This window comes from Trinickia symbiotica (assembly GCF_003028655.1).
In the GTDB taxonomy this organism is placed as follows: Bacteria; Pseudomonadota; Gammaproteobacteria; order Burkholderiales; family Burkholderiaceae; genus Trinickia; species Trinickia symbiotica_A.
The window spans coordinates 499556-520354 of record NZ_PYUC01000003.1 but is presented as its reverse complement, the minus strand read 5'-3'; the positions used below and the strand labels follow the sequence as shown (position 1 = coordinate 520354).

The following is a 20799-nucleotide window of genomic DNA, read 5'->3' as shown; positions in this document are numbered from 1 at the left end:
GACGTGCTCAATCGATTGCCCACCCATCGAGCCGACGACATCGCCGCGCTTCTACCGCATCGTTGGGCGCCTGCTGCGGCTTGATTGCCCGCACCTTGGGCCCAGGATGCCTTCACCGGGTGCTTACCGAACAGCGTCTGAGCGCGAATATCGTTTTCCTCTCGAAGCGCGGCCGCGATCCTGAGATACGCGATGCGCTCGAATTTGTCGCCTACTGCATTCGCTACGAACCGCAGTTCATCGGTCGACAATTCGATCAAAGCGGTGCCTTCAAGCTGTACCTCGACTGCTGCGGTGAGCGTGTCGAAGGTCGACAGTGGACGCACTATTCCGCTTGGAGCAGTGGTGAGGTCGAGTTGGACTCTTGCCGGAGCTGCGGGGGCGATAGCAGATTTAGCAATAAGCTCTTCCGCCTGGTCGAACGCGCGGACCTGAAGGTTCAGTGCTCTGGCGCGGCGATAAGAGATCGAATAAGCGCCACGTTTGTCGGTCGATGCGTCGGCAAGATGACTTTCATGCCGGACAAGGATCGAAAACAGCGACACCTTTTTGTCCGCTAACGGTGCGCCGTTCTCATCGACGAGTCGGCCTGTCACGACACCGTGGTGGCGGTTTTGGGCCTGCGGTTTTGGAGCTGATGACGTATCTTCACTGACGTCAATTGAGATGTTCTGCTTGAGTTCTAGGAGTACCTGAAGGATGGGTTCGTCAATCTCGTCAGTTTCCTCGAGCCCGTAGTGGCGCCGCAGGTCGCGTAGTGCGTCTACCGTGGTGGCGCCGAATTCCCTTCTTTTGGTCTCATCTGGATCGATGGTGAAACCAGCGTGAGTGAGAACGCGATGGAGTCTTGCAACATCTTCCCCGCTTTCTCCAGGCTTCATTCCAATCTTCACGGCAGCCTCCTCGTCAGGCGTCTACGATTCGATCATTCGCGTGGCGATGTTCGGACCAAAAGCATATTCGTCACAGGCCCAGTTGAGCGTGCCTGAGCCGGTTTTCAACAATAGATGGCGTCAATGTGACAAGTAGCCATGTCGTTGTCTATCGCATGAGGTCCATGAACTCGATTCCCTGTTTCTGAAGCGCCTCAGTAACACCGCTCAGAATCTGAGTCGAGCGCGTGACGAAATTAGCGTTCGTTACGACACGCTTGAAGTTCCCGCTTTGTATGGCCGCGAGCGCGTCTGTGAGCACCTTTCGCTCGCCCGGGCCTATCGCGGTATTGGCCAATTGCTGCTGCAACGATTGCACTACCGCAGCCTTGTTTGTGGCGAAGTTAGTCGTAAGTGCAGAAACAGAAGAGACGTTTCCGGATCGTGTCAGAGCTTTGTTGTCGACAAAATAGGCGACTCCGTCCTTGACCGTCACAATGTCGATGCCGGCTTGATTCGTTCCTGACACGCTTGGCTTGTAGCTAACGATTCGATGCCCGTCCGCAGCAAGCGAATCCGCAGCCATGCGCTCGCCAAAGTTGCCACGAGCAAGGTTGGCTGCGACTTCCTTGGTCGGGGCGGAGCCGGTTTGCCTAACTCCTTCCGATAGTTCGCTGAGAAACTCGCGTTCCGCCGCGGTCGCAGCGCCTTCGGCCTCTTTTCCCAGGAGGCGAGCTACTCCTTTGAAGCCATAACCCAAAATCTTTTCGTACGGGAGCAGTAACAATGCGACATTGAGCGCCTGAGCAGCATATGACTGGGATTCTGGGGCATTCCGTGCCTGTTCTTCATTTTCAGGTGCGCTGGCCGCGCTTCCCCCAAAAACCGCCTCGACCGTGCCTATAAAGATCTCCAGTGCCAGTTTTCCCGCTGCTTTCGCTCCGCGCGATAGTGCGTCGGAGATCGGGATTCCCGCACTTGCTGGGCCTTCGTGATGGCTCACATTGCAGAAACGGCGAGGCTCAGCGACAGCCCGCAGCCAGCCATCCGGCGAAGATGACGATTGGCTGACCGTGGAAGGTGATGTGTGACAGAGTTGGCATGGTCTATCGTCAAGACCAGTCGGGTCGCTACGAGATGCGGGCAAAGCGCTTGCATAGACGTATAAATTCACTCCGCCGCGAATTGAAATCGGGTCGCAAGCTATCCATCGCGCGAGCCACGGCGCAAAATATCGTGCCCCGTGGTAATAAAATCCATTGTCCTCATCTCGCTCCTTGCCTGTGTACCGATATCGTTTCTTCTTCTCCACCTGACTGCGCACGGCTTGATAGGTGGTACTTCCATAGGGCGCATATTCCTCGTAGGAGATGATTTGAGCTCGTACATCCAATTCCACACAGGCTGAATCAAGATGATTGCCCAATTGATAACGAATCAGTTGCCGTGGCGCTAGGTCGTTGCCTGCCGCGCCCACCGTTCGAGTCTCCACAAGCGCGATGCGCTGCTTGTCGTCCAATACATGCAACGTCTCGCGCTCCAGTGTCGCGGTGTTCGCACCTATGGGGCCAGCGTGCCTGCGGAAGACTTCGAAACCACCGAGATAGACACGCTCCTCTATAAGGCCCGCGGCCTTCTCCCACACCTTGCGTACGCGTTGGCCCGAGGCGTCGTACACATAGTAGGCCGTGCCGCCCCCGCCCAAGTTGGTCTGCACCAACCTGTCTTTGTAATCCCAGTGCATGTTCGGCCCAGGCAAACCGCCGCCCAAGTGCGGCATCATCACCATGTTGCCGTGAGCGTCGTGCTGATACGGCTCGACGAGCGGTGGCTTCCCCCCATTAGGGTTTAAGGTGGTGCGCGTAAGGCGATTGCTGGTCTTGAACAGTAGGCCGCCACCATGTTCAATCAGGCTAGCCTCCAGGTAGTCGTAAGCGCGAGTCCATCCTGCGTTCGCGGGATCACTGCCGCGGTGCTGCATCTGCAGGAAGTTGCCGACGGCGTCGTACACGTATCGCTCGATGTACGTGCCCATGGCGTTGCCATCATTGGGCGCGAATTGTCCGGCCGCATCGACAGATAGCAGGCCCACTTGACCAGCGTCGTCGTGCGAATAAGCAATGGACGCGCCGCCCTGCCCCAAGTGTTCTCGGCCATTTGCCTGGATCAGTCGGTATAAGGCGTCGTAGATGTAGTCGTTACTCGGCTCGACTCGCTTATTCTTGAAGTAAATTGTTTGTTGCGCGTCATCCTGGATGTGGGTTATGTTGCCGGCCGGGTCAAACGTGTAGTGGAGGTTCTGCACTTGGCGACCCGGCCAGCCGGCGATGGGCGGCTGCGGATCGTCCCCCGGAAAGACAGCCGCGGTGCGTCGCGTGACCAATTGGGTGAGCCGAAAGGTGAGAGGGTCGTAGCTATAGAAGGTGCTAGCGCTGTTCTTGTAGTCGATGCGCAGGCGTTGTCCCTTAGCGTCGTAGGCGACGTTATCGACGCCGACACGAGACGGCGCCTCGTTGTTCGGGTTCAATAGCGCGGTCGGCTCGGAAGCGCGTTCCAGCCACACATCCACTCGTTCAAGCAGGTTAGCGTCGTTGAACACTGGCTGGATAATATTGCATTTGGCGCGCGCCACATTGCTGTGCGGCGCGATGGACTGAATGGGGCGGTTGAGCGCGTCATAGCGCGTGCTGCCCTCAAAACTCTCGTCATCTACCTTCGGATTCGTCAACCAATCGGGAATCTCCACGTAGTCGCTTGCGAGGCGCCGCGTACTATGAAGCAAGTTGCCCTTGAAATCGTAGGCCTCCGTCACTTTGCCGTTAATGTCGAGCCGAGCGTTTGATACCTGCCGAATCGCAATGTCGGTAGACTCGGGTGCGCAGGTTGAGCAATTCAGCGTTGGCGACGCCTTCGCCGTATTCGAGTTGGTCAACTAAGACGTCGCGATTCAGTGTGTGTGGATCGGAGTCCGCCGTCGTACCACGCACAATCTGCCTCACTGGGCGGCGAAGCTCGTCGTAGGCAGTGGCAAGGTTATGGCCGCGGCTGTCCCAACTACGGATGGGCTTGCCAGCCACGTCATTCAATATCCAGCGAGCACCCGCCTCCATGCTGAGTTGGTGGATGCGGTTGCCGAGCATGTCGTAGTCGTAGCGTATAACGATGCGGCCGAGCGGGTCGCCCGCTTGCTGGACGGCATCGCGCACAGTGCGCTGGTTGCCCTCGATGTCCAGATCAACGCTAGTTGCGAAATTGTCTTCAGTGCCGTCTAGATCATGACCGGCGCAAACGACCCGGTTGCGCGCGGCGGTCATGAAGGAACGCCCCAGGACATCGAAGTACACGGTGGTCGGTGTGTTGGCATGCGCTTCAGCCCGAAGCGCCGCATTGCGCTCATCCGGTCCAAGTGCTCCACCAACGCGCTGTGCGTACCAGGTCTGCCAAGTGGCAGGTTGCGTCTTGAAATACTCAGCGACGTATCCGTCGATGTCGGGGTCGGTGCGCGGGTCGCCGGTCTGCGGCGGCCTCGGGTCGGTGGGTTGAGCGGCTCTTGCGGCACAGGTGTCGTTGACGTCGTAGGTGGTCTGTTGCCATGAGTCGAAAATCTCTTTCTGAAACGTGTGGTTCGGGTGCAGCGTAGCGATGACACGCTCTGCTGGGTCGTAAAACAATACGGGGCTGACGCCAACGGCGATGCCAAACTCGAATCGATGAGTTGCACTAAAGAAAGGTTCGTACCGGCGGACGGGCTTGCCTTTGTTATTGAAGATTGTCCAGCCGCTGCCAACCCAGCGCGGATTGATTGTCGGTGCTTGGGGATCGTTGACATCAAGCGGTCCCGGTTCGGCCTGATTCTTTTTCTGAACCTCGCGGCCGAATCCGTCGAAATATGAGAAGCTCAATTGCAGCTTGCTGCTTTCGCCGGCTGCAAGCTGACTAACATGTGTTTCTCGTGCGATGGTGGCAGCGAAAGAGGGCTCGCCCAATCGCTTGAAGCGATCCAGGTCGTAAACGATGCGTGTCGTCGCCCCATGTAGAACGTCGTAAGCGATCTGGCTCGCCTCGCTTGCATTCGGGTTGGCAGACGGCTGGCGCGGAAGAGCCATGAACTGGTCCAGTTGAGCTGGAGTGAGCTCGACCGCAAAGCCAGTGAGAGTGTCCCCCTCGACGGGCGCGGGCAACGGCTTGCCCATAATGGCGGTGCCCACTACCATCCCCAACGTGTCGAAAGCAACTTCGGTTTGGTTTCGGTTCGGGTCGCTGATCAAGCGCGGTTGCAAGACGCGGTAATCGTTGACTTCCACGGTGACACGATTGCTGAGCGCGTCGCGGGTTTCGACGATAAGCAGATCTCTGGCGTCGAAGTCAACAAAGGCGTCCCTCCCGAAGGGGTCACGGTAGCGGCAAGGGACAAAAAAGTGCTGTTGGGCCTGCGCCAACTCCGTCAATGCGTTATCAGCAGGATTCGCGCTGTAAAAGGACCGCCCAGAGGCGATCCACCAGTGATCGTCAGGGTCGCTCGCCGGAAAACGGCCGTCCGCCTTCAGCGCTTGGCTTTGCAAATAGCCACCGCTGTTTCCGGCTTGGCCGCCAAGGACCGTTGCCGGATTGGGCAATAACGGTTCGGCCGGCTGTCCTTGGCGCGGACGCTGGAAAACCTGAGTAAGCAGCCCTGGGGTAAAGGCGAGCTTGTAGCTTTCGCCGGGCAAAGCGAGCGTTTGAATTTGACCGAGGGGCAACAGGCCGGTCAGATCGTCACCGCGGTACAGTGTGCGCAGCGATTCGATGGGGCGACGCCGCATGGTACCGGTGGCTATGCCTTCATATGGGACTTCGGGCGCGGCGAACTTGAGGCGCAGGGTATCCGGCAACGTCGGAGCCTGTTCAACAAAATCCGACGCCTGATAGCGATTCGACGGTCCGGTGGCTGTGTAGCCCGTCAACTCGAAGGTGATCGCCTCGCATGGAAGCGGGTTCCGATGGTCGTCGGGAGAATCGACCGCATTGGTGAAGCGGTTCTCGACATAGGTGAGCAGTGAAGTCGTCTGCTTCGCTTGATCGGCTGGTTGAAGGCTGGTCAAGCCTGGATTGGGTACGCGCGCTGCATTCCCCAGTGCGTCGGTGAGTACGATTTGAGCGCGGCGCCCATAGCCGATAGTGGCCTGCTTGAGCACGTTGCCGAAATCGTCGACCTCAAGAGCCAAAGCGTGCTGGACACGCGGGTCAACAGGGTTGCGCTCGTAGTGATAGTTAATTGTCTCGAGCGCTCGAGAGAAGATGACGGCGTGGCGGTTGGCGCCCCGTTGCTGAAATGCACGGATTGCGAAGTTCTGCTCGATTACGCGATATGGAGTCTGCGCGCGCTGGAGCTGCTCAGCCCTGGCGCCGCTGACGGCGTCGTCGGCATAGACCTCTTGGCGCAGCATCAACCCCTTGAGTGCTCGGCATGCTTCGCGCTCTTCCTCCACCGTTAAGCCTTCAGGAAGCGCAGTGTCCGGCAACAACAATGAACGAATCTCGGCCTGACTGAGACCTGGCTCTCGGAAGTACTCGCCGCGGTCTATTGCGGTCAACAGGCCAGCAAAATAGTCGGAGACGTGTTCCCGGCCGATGTAAAGGCCGGTGTGGAACCACGTCTTCGTATGCACCGGCGGGACATGCGATGCAGCGTCAATGTTGTCCGCGGGGGCGTTGCCACCGGCAAGTGTCCCAAACTCCTCCGTGTCCCACTGCTCCACCATGCCGAAGCCACGGAACTCGCGCTCGTCGCCGTCGAAGTAGCCGTGGTGGTAAGCATAGCGGGTGACGAAGCGATTGCGGCTAATGAGGTCGTAGGTTTCTACGCGCTCGACGACATGCACCGGGAACGGCAGCCGTGTGACCCATGGCTTGCCATCACGCTTGTCTAGCAGGTAGAACTTGGTCGAAGGGGCATAATCGACATGAGTTTCTGCGCCCAGGTTATTGCGGGTCTTAATCAGCAGATGAGGTTTGCCGTCACCCATAAGGTTGACGTATCGCATTTGCCTCCGCGCATCACCTGGCAGGGGCGAAGACCAGACTAGGCAAGCGGTACCGTTACCCAGGAGGTCGAGCGGAATGATGCGCGCCACGTCGTCAACACGCGGAAATACTCTCAGCTGCACGGGCTTACTCCAGCCGTTCCCAGACTGGTTGAAGTACAAACGCACCCCCTGCGGGTGCAAATAGATAATGTCGGTGGTGCCACTCCCGTCAATGTCCGCGAGCCGGATTCGCTTATGGTCGAACTGGTCGGAATAATCAAACAAGGGAGCGTTGTCCATTGTCACCTTGGCGCCGAACTGGCCATAGCCGCAATTGGGCCAGTAGCAAACTTCGCCGTTGCGGATGCGCACGATATCGGTCAAGCCATCGCCTGAAAGATCGGCCAAATAAATGCATTCGTTCCCATCGGCGAACACGATGCGCGGGCCTTTCTCTTCGTCGAACGCCCGCGTGACGCGTAACGCGGGGCCGAAGCCGTCTTCGCCAAGAGACGCATGCCAGATGAAAGCGTTGTCTTCGGTGATAAGGAGATCAACGCGGCCGTCGCCATCCAGATCGATGTACTTGAGGTTTGGATTGTTCAGGCCGCAGTTCACGCGAGAGGTGAATGGACGGAAAGGTTGCCAGCTCTCGTCGTCGTCGTGCTCGTACAACCCCGGTGCGACGCCTTGCATGACGACAACGTCCGGTTGGCCATCTCCGGCCAAGTCCATGAGCTCCGCACCGCGGCTCAGAGTGATATTGGGCTTGTAGGCGACGGTTTCGAGCGGCCCCAACTGCGCCTTCGCCAACTCGCTGCCGTCGGGTAGCTTCTCGGGGATCGAACTCCAGTTGCGCTTGTAGAACCAGGCGCCAGCCTGCTCTGTGAGGATGCCGGGGATGCCTTCGCCATGTAAATCCGTCCAGCGGTAGATGGTGTCGTCCAGGCCGATTGGGAGATTTTCCAGGCTTGTCGGATCCACTTCTTCCACGACGTCCTGCACAACGGGCTCGGTATATTCGAACTCGACGGGCGGCAGGCTACGCTCATCGTAGCCTCCGTTCTTCCGGCGATAGCCTGTCTGAGTGACCGAGCGCAAAAAGGTGTAGACAGGATTGCGGACACCCGTCGGGTCAACGTCGTTCGAATAAGTAAAATTTGTCGAACGGACCAGGCAATCACGTTCTACGTTCGCTTCGCCCGGGAAGTGATGGAACATCAGTACGCGCTGGCAAATCCGGTATGTGCGAACCTCGAAGCCGGCACGATAGGAGGAAAATGGATCGCTACGTGCGGGCCATGTGCCTGTTTCACCTGGAGTCGGTGCGTTGGTTCGATGTTCGCCGTAATCGAAGACAACCTCAAAGTGCCAAGCGTTACTTCCGTCAAGCGCGCTCGCATCCTGTGGTTCCGGCCAGGGCGCATCGCCCCTCAGCAACGGGAAATAGGGCGAATGATTGCCGTAACGGATGCGTTCGAGATAGCGCTGTGCAGAACGCGATGCATCCGTGCGGTTGCGTTCGTGGACCTTGGAAATCGGATTGCCCGATGTGTCTTCGAATATCCGCTCGGAATCTTCCGGTTTGTAGCCGTAGACGATGACGTTGCCCTTGTCATCGTGGCTCTGGCAAATCAACCAGCTGAAGACGTGACTCGGTTCCGAAGGATCAGTAATTCGGCTTTCGGCCGTTTTGCCGTACCAAGTGGTAACGTTGTCCTTGGAAATCGAGCGCCACAATACATCGCTTACGTCGGCAACGTTCGTCCACCGCTCAATGCGGGCGAAAAGGCCCTCGATGCGCGGGCGGTACCGGTCAATCCGATAGGCCACTCCATTCACCGTTCGTATTGGTAGGGCCTCTCGCTCCCAATTCCCTTGGGCGTTTTTAATTAACACCGGCACCAAGTCTTCGGCGCCCGACAGTATAAAGACATCAGATTCAATGGCATCGCGGTACTGCGGCATGCCCTTGTCCGTCTTGCGGGTGATCGATGGCAGGGAGAGTTGCCAGCCGAAGCCGAATGGTCCGTTACCGGCGCCCGAATCGTAAGATAGAGAGAGCTGTGGGCCAAAACCCGATCGACCCGGGCTCGTAGCGATAGGTACCGACATCGAGCCGGTGCCTGTTACTGGGTTGGCGGCGAATTTCTCGCCAATGCCGCGAACTGCGCCGCCCCCCTTTGGTAATTGAATCGCCGGGGCATGCAGCGAAAAGCTCGACGCGGCGGGCGCCGTCTCGCCCTGGCCTTGGCGCGGATGCGGTGATTCATCGAGACTCATCTGGCATCCTCCCGGCGACGCAGATTCAAATCTGCAATCGCATCGGATGAAGCGACACTTTCCGTAGCCAAGCCTGTTCAGACTCTTATAGGCGATGCTACGAATCAAAGCAAGCCCGACTTTGTTTGTCGCCGTTTCGCAAATGAATGCTTCAGACCAAAATTCCTTAAAAACGTCTTGTCATTTCAGACATCCTTAGTACTAAGACAGACTTTGTTCGTTTACGCGCGCATTGATAGATGAAAGATAATGTGCGCTACCGCGCCGTTGGCAAAAATGCGCTCTATTCAGTCCGACGTTTGCCTTTTTATGGGCTTCCCCGGATTTCCCGGACGCCATCGGCCCATCAGACGTTGTTCGAACTGAACCACGCTAACGAAGTTCAGAGTCGAGTGTCTCCTGTGGTTTGCTTCCGGTGAGGATGGCGCACACTGAAGTGCCTCACCTCGGCGCGACGGTGCGTTTAGGTCGGCTTGGGATTGACTGAACAGCATTGGCAACTATGCTCTTAGAATTGGCGTGCGCAGCCAGTCCGGACAATAACAGCTTAGTGCGTTATCAAACATACCATCCCGTGAGCCTAGTAATAACGTTTATTGCCCCGTTGTCCAAAGGCATGCCACCGGACAGTTGATAAAGGCCGCGACCTCCAGAAATATATCTTTCTGATTGCGATTTTCCCCGTTGCAAGAGGGTGATGACGGATGCGCCGCATCTCGAACGGTTTGCCGCCGGTACAGTTCAAAACCACCACAACGAGTAGAAGCATGGCTGAAATCGATCCTGAAGTGGTCGCCGGCGACGACGGGCCCGCCCCGTCGTCGCCTACCGCGAAAGCTGCGACGTTACAACAGGTATGTCTCATCGGAGGAGGGTTGATTCTGCTCGCAATCCTGCTCGCGTATCTGCTGCTTCTAGTGTGGTCGATAAACGTTCCCGCCTCTCCCTCTGAGCCGATAGCAACAGCCTGCTGGTGGAAAACACCACTGTGCTTACCGATGACGCTGGACGTCAAATTATTTCTCGTTGTACTCGTGATGGGCGGACTCGGCAGCTTTATCCATACGGCAACATCGTTTGGTGACTTCGTCGGCAACCAGCGGCTAACTAGCAACTGGCTATGGTGGTACATTCTGAGGCCTTTCGTTGGTAGTGCGTTGGCGGCGATTCTCTATCTTGCGGTTCGCGGTGGATTCATGACGGCCGGAATGTCGGGCGGAAACTCCGCGGGTGGGTCGGACGTCAATCTCTACGGGATCGCGGCAATGGCAGGTCTGGTCGGGATGTTTGCCAAACAAGCCACCGACAAATTGGGTGAAGTCTTTGATACCTTTTTCAAAACGAGCCCTGGAGTGGGCGACGCGAGCCGAAAAGACAGCTTGTATGAGCCCGAGCCGATCCTCACTGGCGTGTGTCCGGATCACTTGTCGTGCCGCACGCAGACGCTCAAATTATTGCTGAGCGGGTCCGGCTTCACCAGCGCCTCCATCGTGCGCATCAATGGCGCGAATCGGGACACGGAGCTGAGGCAGAACAGCACGCTATCAGCGACGCTTCTCCCCGCCGATGTCGCCCAACCCCGCAATCTCGCCGTAACCGTTTTCAACCCGGCCCCTGGCGGTGGAATTTCGGCGCCGCAGCAAGTGGTCGTCTCGGAGATCGAGGCTGCAGTGTTTGCTCGAAGCACCGTAGCCGGTCAGGTGGATGCAGCGACGATCAATCCGCTCGATAGCGACGGATGCGGCGCAGATGTGGCTGTGCCTACGCTCGATGTAGCATTGCCGCCCGCCACGGGTGGAGTTGCATCATGAGCTTTTCGCTGACTTGGCTGCCCGATGTCCTGAAAGCGGCGGGCCTGAAAGTGGCGATTTGCCCCGGATGGGAGGAGCGAGGCCACGGTGATATGGGCGCTGTACAAGGAGTCCTTTGCCATCATACGGCAGGCCCCCCGCGTGGCAACATGCCGAGCCTCGATACCCTGATTCAAGGCCGTCCCGATCTCAAGGGGCCTTTAGCTCATCTCGGCCTTGGCCGCGATGGCACGTTCTACGTAGTTGCGGCGGGCCTGTGCTACCACGCCGGCGCGGGCCGTTGGCGCGGCATCACCGCAGGCAATACCCATTTCATTGGGATCGAGGCAGAAAACACCGGTAACTCGAGCGATAGCCCATGGCCGCAAATTCAGGTGCAATGTTATCGGCAAGGCGCTGCGGCGATCCTTCGGCGCATCCAGGGCTCCGCTGATTTCTGTATTGGCCACAAGGAATATGCCTTGCCGGTTGGCCGCAAGACCGATCCGAACTTCGATATGCAGTCTTTTCGCGTCGAGGTGGCTACTTTGCTCAACGCCGGCGTTCCGGCCCTGACTCCCATACCTGCAATGGAGGCGGCCGGTATGCAAGGCGAGGCTCCGCGCCGCACGCTTCGCCGCGGCGAGCGCGATCTGCTCGTACGGGACATCCAGGCGGCGTGCGGCGTTCACGTGGATGGATCGTTCGGAGCTGAGACTGAAGCCTCCGTACGTGAATTCCAGCGCGGCCATGGCCTCACGCCCGACGGCATAGTCGGACCGAAAACGTGGGAAGCGATCGATCGCGTAATGGAACACTAAACTCGTGGGATTCCCGACCACTAGTTCCGGCTAACACGGTGCGCATCGACGAATTCTCGATAAATTCAAGCTACCAATAGAAAAGACCCATAAGTTTCTCATCTTATGGGTCCGTTTTTCTCAGCTTATGAGGCTATCTACACTAGCCAATCAAACATCAATATTCCCCGCCCGCAGCGCATTCGACTCGATAAACGCCCGCCGCGGCTCCACTTCATCGCCCATCAGCGTCGTAAAGATCCCATCGGCCGCAATCGCGTCCTCGATCTGAACGCGCAGCAGACGCCGCACGTTCGGATCCATCGTCGTTTCCCAAAGCTGCTCGGGGTTCATCTCGCCGAGCCCCTTGTACCGCTGCTTCGAGACATTGCGTTCCGCGTCGGAAATCATCCACCGCATGGCGCTCTTGAAGTCGGTCACCGCCATGCTGCGCTCGCCGCGCTTGATCACCGCGCCCGTGCCGATCAATCCCTTGAACGTATTCGCCGTGTTGAGAAGCTGCTGATAGTCGGCGGTCAGCAGAAACTCTTCGTCGATGACCGAAACCTTGACGTTGCCATGATGACGCCGCTCGATGCGCAGCGACCTCAGTTCACGCGCCGCGTCATACATCGGATACACGCTGACCTCGGGCTTCAACGGATCGTTGCGCAGCGCAACCTCGAGGGCGTGCGCCGTAGCCGCCGCCGACTCTTCGCTGCCGAGATCGATCGTGACGCCATCCATGACGGCCTCGAGCGCATTCGCGTCGTAAAGCCGGCTCAGCCGATCGACCACTGCCTGGGCCAGCAGATACGACCTCGCGAGTTCGCCGAGCGCATCGCCGGCGATCGGCGGCGCGCCCTCGCTCGGCAACAGCTCGGCGCCTTGCAGCGCGAGCCGCAGCATATGCGCGTTGAGCTCGACATCGTCCTTCAGATACCGCTCGTCCTTGCCCGCCTTGACCTTGTAAAGCGGCGGCTGCGCGATATAGATATACCCGCGCTCGATCATCTCCGGCATCTGCCGATAGAAGAACGTGAGCAGCAGCGTGCGAATATGCGCACCGTCGACGTCCGCATCGGTCATGATGATGATCCGGTGATAGCGGACTTTGTCGATGTTGTAATCTTCCTTGCCGATCCCGCACCCGAGCGCCGTAATCAGCGTGACGATCTGCTCGGACGACAGAAGCTTGTCGTACCGGGCCTTCTCCACGTTCAGCACTTTGCCGCGCAGCGGCAGAATCGCCTGAAACTTCCGATCGCGTCCCTGCTTGGCCGATCCGCCTGCCGAATCGCCCTCGACGATGTAGATCTCGGACTTCGCCGGATCCTTCTCCTGGCAATCCGCGAGCTTGCCCGGCAGGCCCACGCCGTCGAGCACACCCTTGCGCCGCGTCATCTCGCGCGCCTTGCGCGCGGCGTCGCGCGCGCGGGCCGCATCGACAATCTTGCCGCAGATGATCTTCGCATCGTTCGGCGTCTCGAGCAGAAACTCCTCGAGCGCCTTGGCCACGACTTCTTCGACGGGCGCGCGCACCTCCGACGAAACGAGCTTGTCCTTCGTCTGCGAGCTGAATTTCGGCTCGGGCACCTTCACCGACAGAACGCACGAAAGCCCCTCGCGCATGTCGTCGCCCGACGTCTCGACCTTCGCCTTCTTGGCGATCTCGTGATCGGCGATGTACTTGTTGATGACGCGCGTCATCGCGGCGCGCAGGCCCGTCAAGTGCGTCCCGCCGTCACGCTGGGGAATGTTGTTCGTGAAGCAAAGGACGTTCTCGTTGTAGCTGTCGTTCCACTGCATCGCCACTTCGACACCCACCCCGTCCTTCTCGCCGACGACATGGAAAATCGTCGGGTGCAGCACCGTCTTCGTCTTGTTGATGAACTCGACGAATCCCTTCACGCCGCCGACAAACGCGTAGTCGTCTTCCTTGCCCGTGCGCTGATCGGTCAAGCGAATGCGCACACCGTTATTGAGGAACGACAGCTCGCGAATCCGCTTGGCCAAAATGTCGTAGTGATATTCGACATTGCCGAAGATCGTCTCGTCGGCCATGAAATGCACTTCGGTGCCGCGCTTTTCCGTCTCGCCGAGGAGTTGCATCGGCGAGACCATATCGCCGTTCACTTCCTCGATGATGCGGTTTTGCGTCACGCCTCGGTGAAACTCCATGAAGTACTTCTTGCCATCGCGCCGCACGGTCAAGCGCAGCCATTTCGACAGCGCATTCACGCACGAAACGCCGACGCCGTGCAGGCCGCCCGACACCTTGTAGCTGTTCTGGTCGAATTTGCCACCTGCATGAAGCTCGGTCATCACGATCTCAGCGGCGCTGCGCTTCGGATCGTGCTTGTCGTCGAGCTTGACGCCGGTCGGGATGCCGCGCCCGTTGTCGGTCACGGAAATCGAGTTGTCCGCGTGAATGATGACGTGAATGTCGTTGCAATGCCCGGCCAACGCTTCGTCGATCGAGTTGTCGAGCACTTCGAATACGAGGTGATGCAGACCGGTGCCGTCCGACGTGTCGCCGATGTACATCCCGGGTCGCTTGCGCACGGCCTCCAGACCCTCCAGGATCTGAATCGACGAGGCGCCATAGCTGTTGTCGGGCTGCGTGTTGTGCTGTTCACTCATGGGTATGTTCCGGTTCCGCATCTACTGCTGAGTACTACTATCGCTGCTTCCGAAAACTCCGCTTGCGAAATTTCGGAGCACTAAAGAAACGCCAAAGGGGCGCTGCGCCCCCTTTGGTCTTCTTGTTTTTTTCCGCTTTGGATCAAATGCGCATCGGCATGACGACGTACTTGAAATCGTCGTTCTCGGGTATCGTGATCAACGCGCTCGAGCTCGCGTCGGCCACGCTCACCTGCAGCATGTCCACCTTCAGGTTCGCGAGCACATCGAGCAGGTAAGTCACGTTGAACCCCATGTCGATGGTGTCGCCCTGATAGGCGATTTCGAGTTCTTCCTGCGCCTCTTCCTGGTCCGCGTTCGTCGACATGATCTTCAACTGGCCCGGCTCGATCACGCAGCGCACGCCCTTGAACTTGTCCGACGTCAGAATCGCGGCACGCTGCAGCGAACGCTGCAATTCCTCGCGCCCGATCACGAACGAGTTCTTGTGCGCCTTCGGGATCACACGCTGGAAATCGGGGAACTTGCCCTCGACGAGCTTCGAAACGAGCTCGACCTGGCCGAACGTAAACTTCACCTGCGTCGAAGCGATATCGATCTTCAACTGGTCGTCGATGTCCTCGAGCAACCGCTGCAATTCCAGAATCGTCTTGCGCGGAATGATCACTTCCTGCCGGGCAAACTCGCCTTCGATCTTCATCGACGAAAACGCGAGCCGGTGACCATCGGTCGCGACAGCCATGAGCCGCCCGCCATCGACGACGAGCAGCATCCCGTTCAGGTAGTAACGGATGTCTTGCTGCGCCATCGCGAAATGGACCATACCGAGCAATTGACGGAACGTCTTTTGCGGCACCGACAAGCTCGCACCGTAATCCTTGGCCTGCGCGACGGTCGGGAATTCGTCCGCGGCAAGCGTCTGCAACGCAAAGCGGCTCTTGCCCGACTGCACGGTCAGACGCTTGTCGGCCAACGTCAGGCTCACCTGCCCGTCGGGCATCGCGCGCAAAATGTCGAGCAGCTTGCGCGCCGCTACTGTGGTCGCAACCGATTCACCGCCAACGCCGAAATCCGCCCGCGTAGTGATCTGCAACTCGAGATCGGTCGACAGAAACGACACATCGGCGCCGTTCTTCGTAATCAGCAGGTTTGCGAGGATCGGCAACGTATGGCGCCGTTCGACAATGCCGCTTACGGTTGAGAGCGGCCTCAAGAGGTTGTCTCGTTCGGTCTTGACCAGTTGCATAGGGTTCCTTCGTTGATGTCACGGCGCGCTTGCCGACTCGCTGCGCAGATTCGTCGACGAAACCGTCGACTCCCCGCATCTTTCCGCGCTTTTTCCTTCTGCCCTGCACTTTCCACCGCCCGCGCAGCCAGGGCGGCTAAACCACTATTGTGCCTGAAAAAGAAACGATTTCCGCCAAAGCGACGGGCATTGTAGCGGCGCGCGGCTCACCCGCTCGCTCTCGCCCCCGTCGCACCCCGTCAACCCTTCAGCGTCTGCTCGAGCACGTGCAGTTCGTGGTTCAACTGCGCGTCCTTGCCGCGCTCGTCGGCGATCTTGCGCACCGCGTGCAGCACGGTGGTGTGATCGCGCCCGCCAAAAAGCTCACCGATTTCGGGCAGGCTCTTTTGCGTCAATTCCTTCGCGAGATACATCGCGATCTGTCGCGGCCGCGCGATATTAGCCGGACGCTTTTTCGAATACATGTCGGCGACTTTGATGTTGTAGAAGTCGGCGACGGTCTTCTGAATGTTCTCGACGGAGATCTGCCGGTTCTGCACCGTCAGCAGATCCTTCAGCGCCTCCTTCGTCAGCTCGATCGTGATCTCGCGGCCATGGAACTTGGAGTACGCGAGAATCTTGCGCAGCGCGCCTTCGAGCTCTCGCACGTTCGAGCGCAAATGCTTCGCGACGAAGAACGCGACATCCTCGGAAAGGCTCACCCCCTCCGACTGCGCCTTGCGCATCAGGATCGCCACGCGCATCTCGAGCTCGGGCGGCTCGATCGCCACGGTCAGGCCCGAATCGAAGCGCGAGATGAGCCGGTCGTCGATGCCCGAAATCTCCTTCGGGTACGTATCGCTCGTGATGATCACCTGCGCCTTGTTCGCGACGAGCGCCTCGAACGCATAGAAGAACTCCTCCTGCGTGCGCGATTTGCCCGAGAAGAACTGAATATCGTCGATGAGCAGCAGATCGAGCGAATGGTAATAGCGCTTGAAATCGTCGAACGCCTTGCGCTGATACGCCTTCACCACGTCCGAGACGTATTGCTCGGCATGGATGTAGCGAATTCGCGCGCCGGCCTTGTCCTGCAGCAACTGGTTCCCGATCGCGTGGATCAGGTGCGTCTTGCCGAGCCCCACACCGCCGTACAAAAAAAGCGGGTTGTACGAGATGCCCGGGTTGTCCGCCACCTGGATCGCGGCCGCGCGCGCAAGCTGGTTCGCCTTGCCCGTCACGAAGTTGTCGAACGTCAGCACCGGGTTCAGCTTCGAGCGCTCGTACATCGAATCGGCCTCGGCGCCACCCGTCGCCATCGCGCCGGGGCGCCAGGTCCGCCGCGCCGCCGCGGCCTCGGTCGCGTCGACGCTCGGCAGATCGATATCGGCACCGTCGTCCATCGCGCCCGCCGCGCTTGCGCTCTTCTCGGCGCCGCGTCGTTGAGCGTCGGCGGCCGTTGCGCCATTGCCGCTCGCCGGCTCAACAGGCAATGCCGCCGTCCCGGCCGACGCCGGCCCGCGCGGCAGCGGGACGTTGACGCTCGATCCCAGCGGGCCCGCGCGCATCGTTGCTTTCGGATCGAGGACGAACTGAACTTCGATCGGCGCGTGCCAAAAATCGCGCGCAAGATCGGAGATGCGGCCCGAAAACTGGCTCTTGACCCAGTCGAGCTTGAAGCGGTTCGGCGCGGCGATCGATAGCGTGTTCGCGGCGGCGTCGAAGGCGACCGGGGCCAACGGTTTGATCCACGTCACGAACTGTTGGGGCGTCAATTCGCGCTCCAGCAGTGCGGAACAGTGTTGCCAGAATTCGTTCATCAAGGTGGCGTCGTTTTTAGTGCACGGTCACTCGCCGCCACCTTCGCGCTCACGGCGCCAAGGACCCGGACTGGTCGGACAAGCCCGCCACGAAACCCTTGTGCGACAAGTACTTAGACACCAAAGGCTGACTCGGAGCGGCGTGCAGGATTCTTGAGACAAGGCGAGATTCTACCGCCAAAACACCCCGGCCAGGAAGTTATCCACAGGGCCGGATCGTGCACCGCATGCGTGCAGCAGTGCCTCCGCCATGCCGCCGATCCACGCTCCGCCCTCTTCTAAGGTATTGACGACCAAGAGAAAAGCAGTTTAAATAGCGGGTTCTCGCGAAAGCGAAAACCATTGTTCGACCCCGTCGGCAAGCCAATGCGCACGCGGTCCCCTCTCCAGTGAGAAAGACATGAAACGTACCTACCAACCTTCCGTGACGCGCCGCAAGCGCACCCATGGCTTTCGCGTGCGGATGAAGACCGCCGGCGGCCGCAAAGTGATCAACGCCCGCCGCGCGAAGGGCCGCAAGCGCCTCGCCATCTAAGCCGGAAGACCAGGCTGGACGGGCAAACGGCGCAGCCGTCGTTCGCGACGTCGCGCAATCCGCCGCACGCCGCCATCGGGCTCGATCCGTTGCGAGCGCAAGCCGCCTTTCCCAAAGCCGCGAGGCTTCTCAAGACGGATGAATTCTCATCCGTTTTTCGTTTACGCCCGTGGCGCCGATCGGCTCACTTCGTCGTCTACGCACGGCCCACCGGCCACGAAGCGCGGCTCGGGCTCGTCATCGGCAAGAAGTTCGCGCCGCGCGCGACGACGCGCAACCTCGTCCGGCGCATTGCGCGCGAGGCCTTTCGGGTGCGCCGCGCCGAGTTCGGCGGATGGGACATCCTGCTGCGTCTGCACGCCCGCTTCGACAAGACGGCGTTTCCAAGCGCTGCGTCGCCGCCGTTGAAGGCGCTTTGCCGCACCGAGATCGAGGAGCTGCTCGCGAAAACGGCGCGCGAGATCGCCCGCCGCCAGTCGGCGCCCGTGCACAACGGCACGGCTCATGACTGAATATGGGGTTTTGCGTCGTCGAATCAACCGCCATGCAAACGGTACTGATTGCGCTACTGCGTTTCTACAAGGTCGCCGTGAGCCCCCTGCTCGGCAGCCGGTGCCGTTTTTATCCCTCCTGTTCCGACTACGCACGCGAAGCAATCCAGTATCATGGCGCCGCGCGAGGCACTTACCTCGCGGTGAAACGCTTGTGCCGCTGTCATCCGTTTTCCGCGGGCGGGATCGATCTCGTACCGCCCCCTACCGCGAAAAAGCGCTGAAGCGCCGCTCCCTCGACTCCGAGACCACGCATGGATATCAAACGCACCGTCCTATGGGCGATCTTCTTCGTGTCAGCGATCATGCTGTTCGACAACTGGCAGCGCGAGCACGGACGCCAGTCGATGTTCTTCCCGAACCCGGCGGCCACGCACAGCGCCTCGGCGCCGGCCACGTCGTCGCCCGGTGCTTCGGGCACGGGCTCGGAGGCAGCCGCGCCGGCTTCGAACACCGCGCCGGCCACGGCGGCGACCGCGCCGGGAACACCCGCTCAGCAACCGGCTCCGGCGGCTCAGCTGATTCACTTCAACACGGACGTCTACGACGGTGAAATCGACACGCGCGGCGGCACGCTCGAAAAGCTCACCCTCACGCGTAAAAGTGATCCGAAGCAAGGCGACCTCAACATCACCCTGTTCGACCGCACGGCCAACCATACGTATCTGGCGCGAACGGGCTTGATCGGCGGAGACTTCCCGAATCACAATGACGTCTTCACGGCGTTGCCCGGCCCGCGCTCGCTCACCGACGATCAGAAGTCCTTCCAGATCAGTCTCGAGTCGCCGGTCAAGGGGGGCGTCAAGGTCGTCAAGACGTACACGTTCACGCGCGGCAGCTTCGTCATCGGCGTCGACACCAAGATCGAGAACGTCGGCACGGCGCCCGTTACGCCGAGCGTCTATATGGAGCTCGTGCGCGACAGCACGCCCGTCGACACGCCGCGCTTCTCGCACACGTTCCTCGGGCCGGCCGTCTATACGAACGAGCATCACTTCCAGAAGATCTCTTTCAGCGACATCGACAAGAACAAGGCCGAGTACGCGACTTCCGCGACGAGCGGCTGGATCGCGATGGTGCAGCACTACTTCGCGTCGGCGTGGATTCCGCGGGAAGGCGCGAAGCGCGATATCTATGTCGAGAAGATCGATCCGACGCTCTATCGAGTCGGCATGACGGAGCCCGTCGCGACGGTCGCGCCGGGGCAATCGGTCGACGTGTCGGCACGCCTCTTCGCGGGCCCCGAAGAAGAGCGCATTCTCGAAGGCGTCGCGCCCGGCCTCGATCTCGTGAAGGATTATGGCTGGGTCACGATCATCGCCAAGCCGCTTTTCTGGTTGCTCGAGAAGATCTATGGCTTCGTCGGGAACTGGGGTTGGGCGATCGTACTGCTCACGCTGCTCATCAAGGCCGTATTCTTCCCGCTGTCGGCGGCGAGCTACAAGTCCATGGCGCGCATGAAGGAAATCACGCCGCGCATGCAGGCGCTGCGAGAGCGGTTCAAGAGCGATCCGCAGAAGATGAACGCGGCGCTGATGGAGCTCTACAAGACCGAGAAGGTCAATCCGTTCGGCGGGTGTCTGCCGATCGTGATCCAGATTCCCGTGTTCATTTCGCTCTATTGGGTGCTGCTGTCGTCGGTGGAAATGCGCGGCGCGCCGTGGGTTCTCTGGATTCACGACCTGTCGCAACAGGATCCGTATTACATCCTGCCGGTGCTGATGGCCGTCTCGATGTTCGTCCAGACGAAGCTGAACCCGACGCCGCCCGACCCCGTTCAGGCCAAGATGATGATGTTCATGCCGATCGCGTTCTCGGTCATGTTCTTCTTCTTCCCGTCAGGGCTCGTGCTCTATTACGTCGTCAACAACGTGCTCTCGATCGCTCAGCAGTACTACATCACGCGAATGATGGGTACGCAGAAGAAGAGCAAGCCGGCGTAACTTATAGCCCGAGGAATTCAGCGGAGTCTCAGCTGTGGCCGCTCCGCTGAGTGGCTGCAAGAAGGCTGATTTGACGCACCAACGCCCCAGTCGATGACTGGGGCGTTCTATTTTGTCGACGCCAGTTCAACGCTTGGCCGTTGCATCAAGCGCGCCGGGGACGCCGAATATCCGTGCAAGCGCCGCCGGAATCGCGCCATGGAAGTGGCGCGATTTGGCGCGATTTGGCGCCATTTCGCTTTTCGCGCCATGGATCGCGCCATAATCGCGCCAATGACTTAGCAAATCGGTTCACACGTCGCATGCAAACACCGGACGAACTTCTCGACAGT

General features: G+C 59.5%; 12 protein-coding genes. 6 read left to right on the top strand and 6 right to left on the bottom strand.

Features of this window, described 5'->3' with window-relative positions; translation table 11 throughout:
- The 3 genes from C9I57_RS08435 to C9I57_RS08430 form a co-directional block, all read right to left on the bottom strand.
- On the bottom strand, window positions 1-893 hold an 893-nt coding region (locus C9I57_RS08435), incomplete at its 3' end, for a hypothetical protein (RefSeq protein ID WP_219909860.1).
- A 148-nt stretch (window positions 894-1041) separates the two neighbouring features.
- Entirely contained in the window at window positions 1042-3804 is a 2763-nt protein-coding gene (locus C9I57_RS33005; protein ID WP_219909859.1) for an RHS repeat-associated core domain-containing protein, read from the bottom strand.
- On the bottom strand, window positions 3692-9160 hold the full coding sequence (locus C9I57_RS08430; protein WP_219909858.1) for a SpvB/TcaC N-terminal domain-containing protein: 5469 nt from the start codon (window positions 9158-9160) through the stop codon (window positions 3692-3694). The genes C9I57_RS33005 and C9I57_RS08430 overlap by 113 nt, the downstream gene beginning before the upstream one ends.
- Window positions 9161-9927: 767 nt before the next feature.
- Here C9I57_RS08430 and C9I57_RS08425 point away from each other — a divergent pair.
- Both C9I57_RS08425 and C9I57_RS08420 read left to right on the top strand, forming a co-directional pair.
- On the top strand, window positions 9928-10971 hold the full coding sequence (locus C9I57_RS08425) for a hypothetical protein (protein WP_107150143.1): 1044 nt from the start codon (window positions 9928-9930) through the stop codon (window positions 10969-10971).
- Window positions 10968-11771, top strand: coding sequence for a peptidoglycan recognition protein family protein (locus tag C9I57_RS08420; RefSeq protein WP_107150142.1), 804 nt, complete (start codon window positions 10968-10970; stop codon window positions 11769-11771). The genes C9I57_RS08425 and C9I57_RS08420 overlap by 4 nt, the downstream gene beginning before the upstream one ends.
- A gap of 150 nt (window positions 11772-11921) precedes the next feature.
- Here the strand turns inward: C9I57_RS08420 and gyrB are convergent, their stop codons facing one another.
- The 3 genes from gyrB to dnaA form a co-directional block, all read right to left on the bottom strand.
- Window positions 11922-14393 (bottom strand): DNA topoisomerase (ATP-hydrolyzing) subunit B, encoded by a 2472-nt coding sequence (gene gyrB, locus C9I57_RS08415; RefSeq protein ID WP_107150141.1) that lies wholly within the window; start codon window positions 14391-14393, stop codon window positions 11922-11924.
- Window positions 14394-14535: 142 nt separating this feature from the next.
- Window positions 14536-15639 (bottom strand): DNA polymerase III subunit beta, encoded by a 1104-nt coding sequence (gene dnaN / locus C9I57_RS08410; protein ID WP_107150140.1) that lies wholly within the window; start codon window positions 15637-15639, stop codon window positions 14536-14538.
- Window positions 15640-15878: 239 nt separating this feature from the next.
- Window positions 15879-17438: a chromosomal replication initiator protein DnaA gene (gene dnaA, locus C9I57_RS08405; RefSeq protein ID WP_107150139.1), complete on the bottom strand. Its 1560-nt coding sequence runs from the start codon at window positions 17436-17438 to the stop codon at window positions 15879-15881.
- Window positions 17439-17838: 400 nt separating this feature from the next.
- On the opposite strand from dnaA, the gene rpmH reads away from it, so the two are divergent.
- The 4 genes from rpmH (at window position 17839) to yidC (ending at window position 20467) form a co-directional block, all read left to right on the top strand.
- Window positions 17839-17973 (top strand): 50S ribosomal protein L34, encoded by a 135-nt coding sequence (gene rpmH / locus C9I57_RS08400; RefSeq protein WP_004198824.1) that lies wholly within the window; start codon window positions 17839-17841, stop codon window positions 17971-17973.
- Window positions 17974-18047: 74 nt separating this feature from the next.
- The gene (gene rnpA / locus C9I57_RS08395; protein ID WP_107150138.1) at window positions 18048-18485 is read left to right on the top strand and encodes a ribonuclease P protein component; all 438 of its coding nucleotides are present in this window, start codon (window positions 18048-18050) and stop codon (window positions 18483-18485) included.
- Window positions 18486-18517: 32 nt separating this feature from the next.
- Window positions 18518-18748, top strand: coding sequence for a membrane protein insertion efficiency factor YidD (yidD, locus tag C9I57_RS08390; RefSeq protein WP_018441401.1), 231 nt, complete (start codon window positions 18518-18520; stop codon window positions 18746-18748).
- A 30-nt stretch (window positions 18749-18778) separates the two neighbouring features.
- Window positions 18779-20467, top strand: a complete 1689-nt coding sequence (yidC, locus tag C9I57_RS08385; protein ID WP_107150137.1) for a membrane protein insertase YidC — start codon at window positions 18779-18781, stop codon at window positions 20465-20467.
- Window positions 20468-20799: the final 332 nt, after the last annotated feature.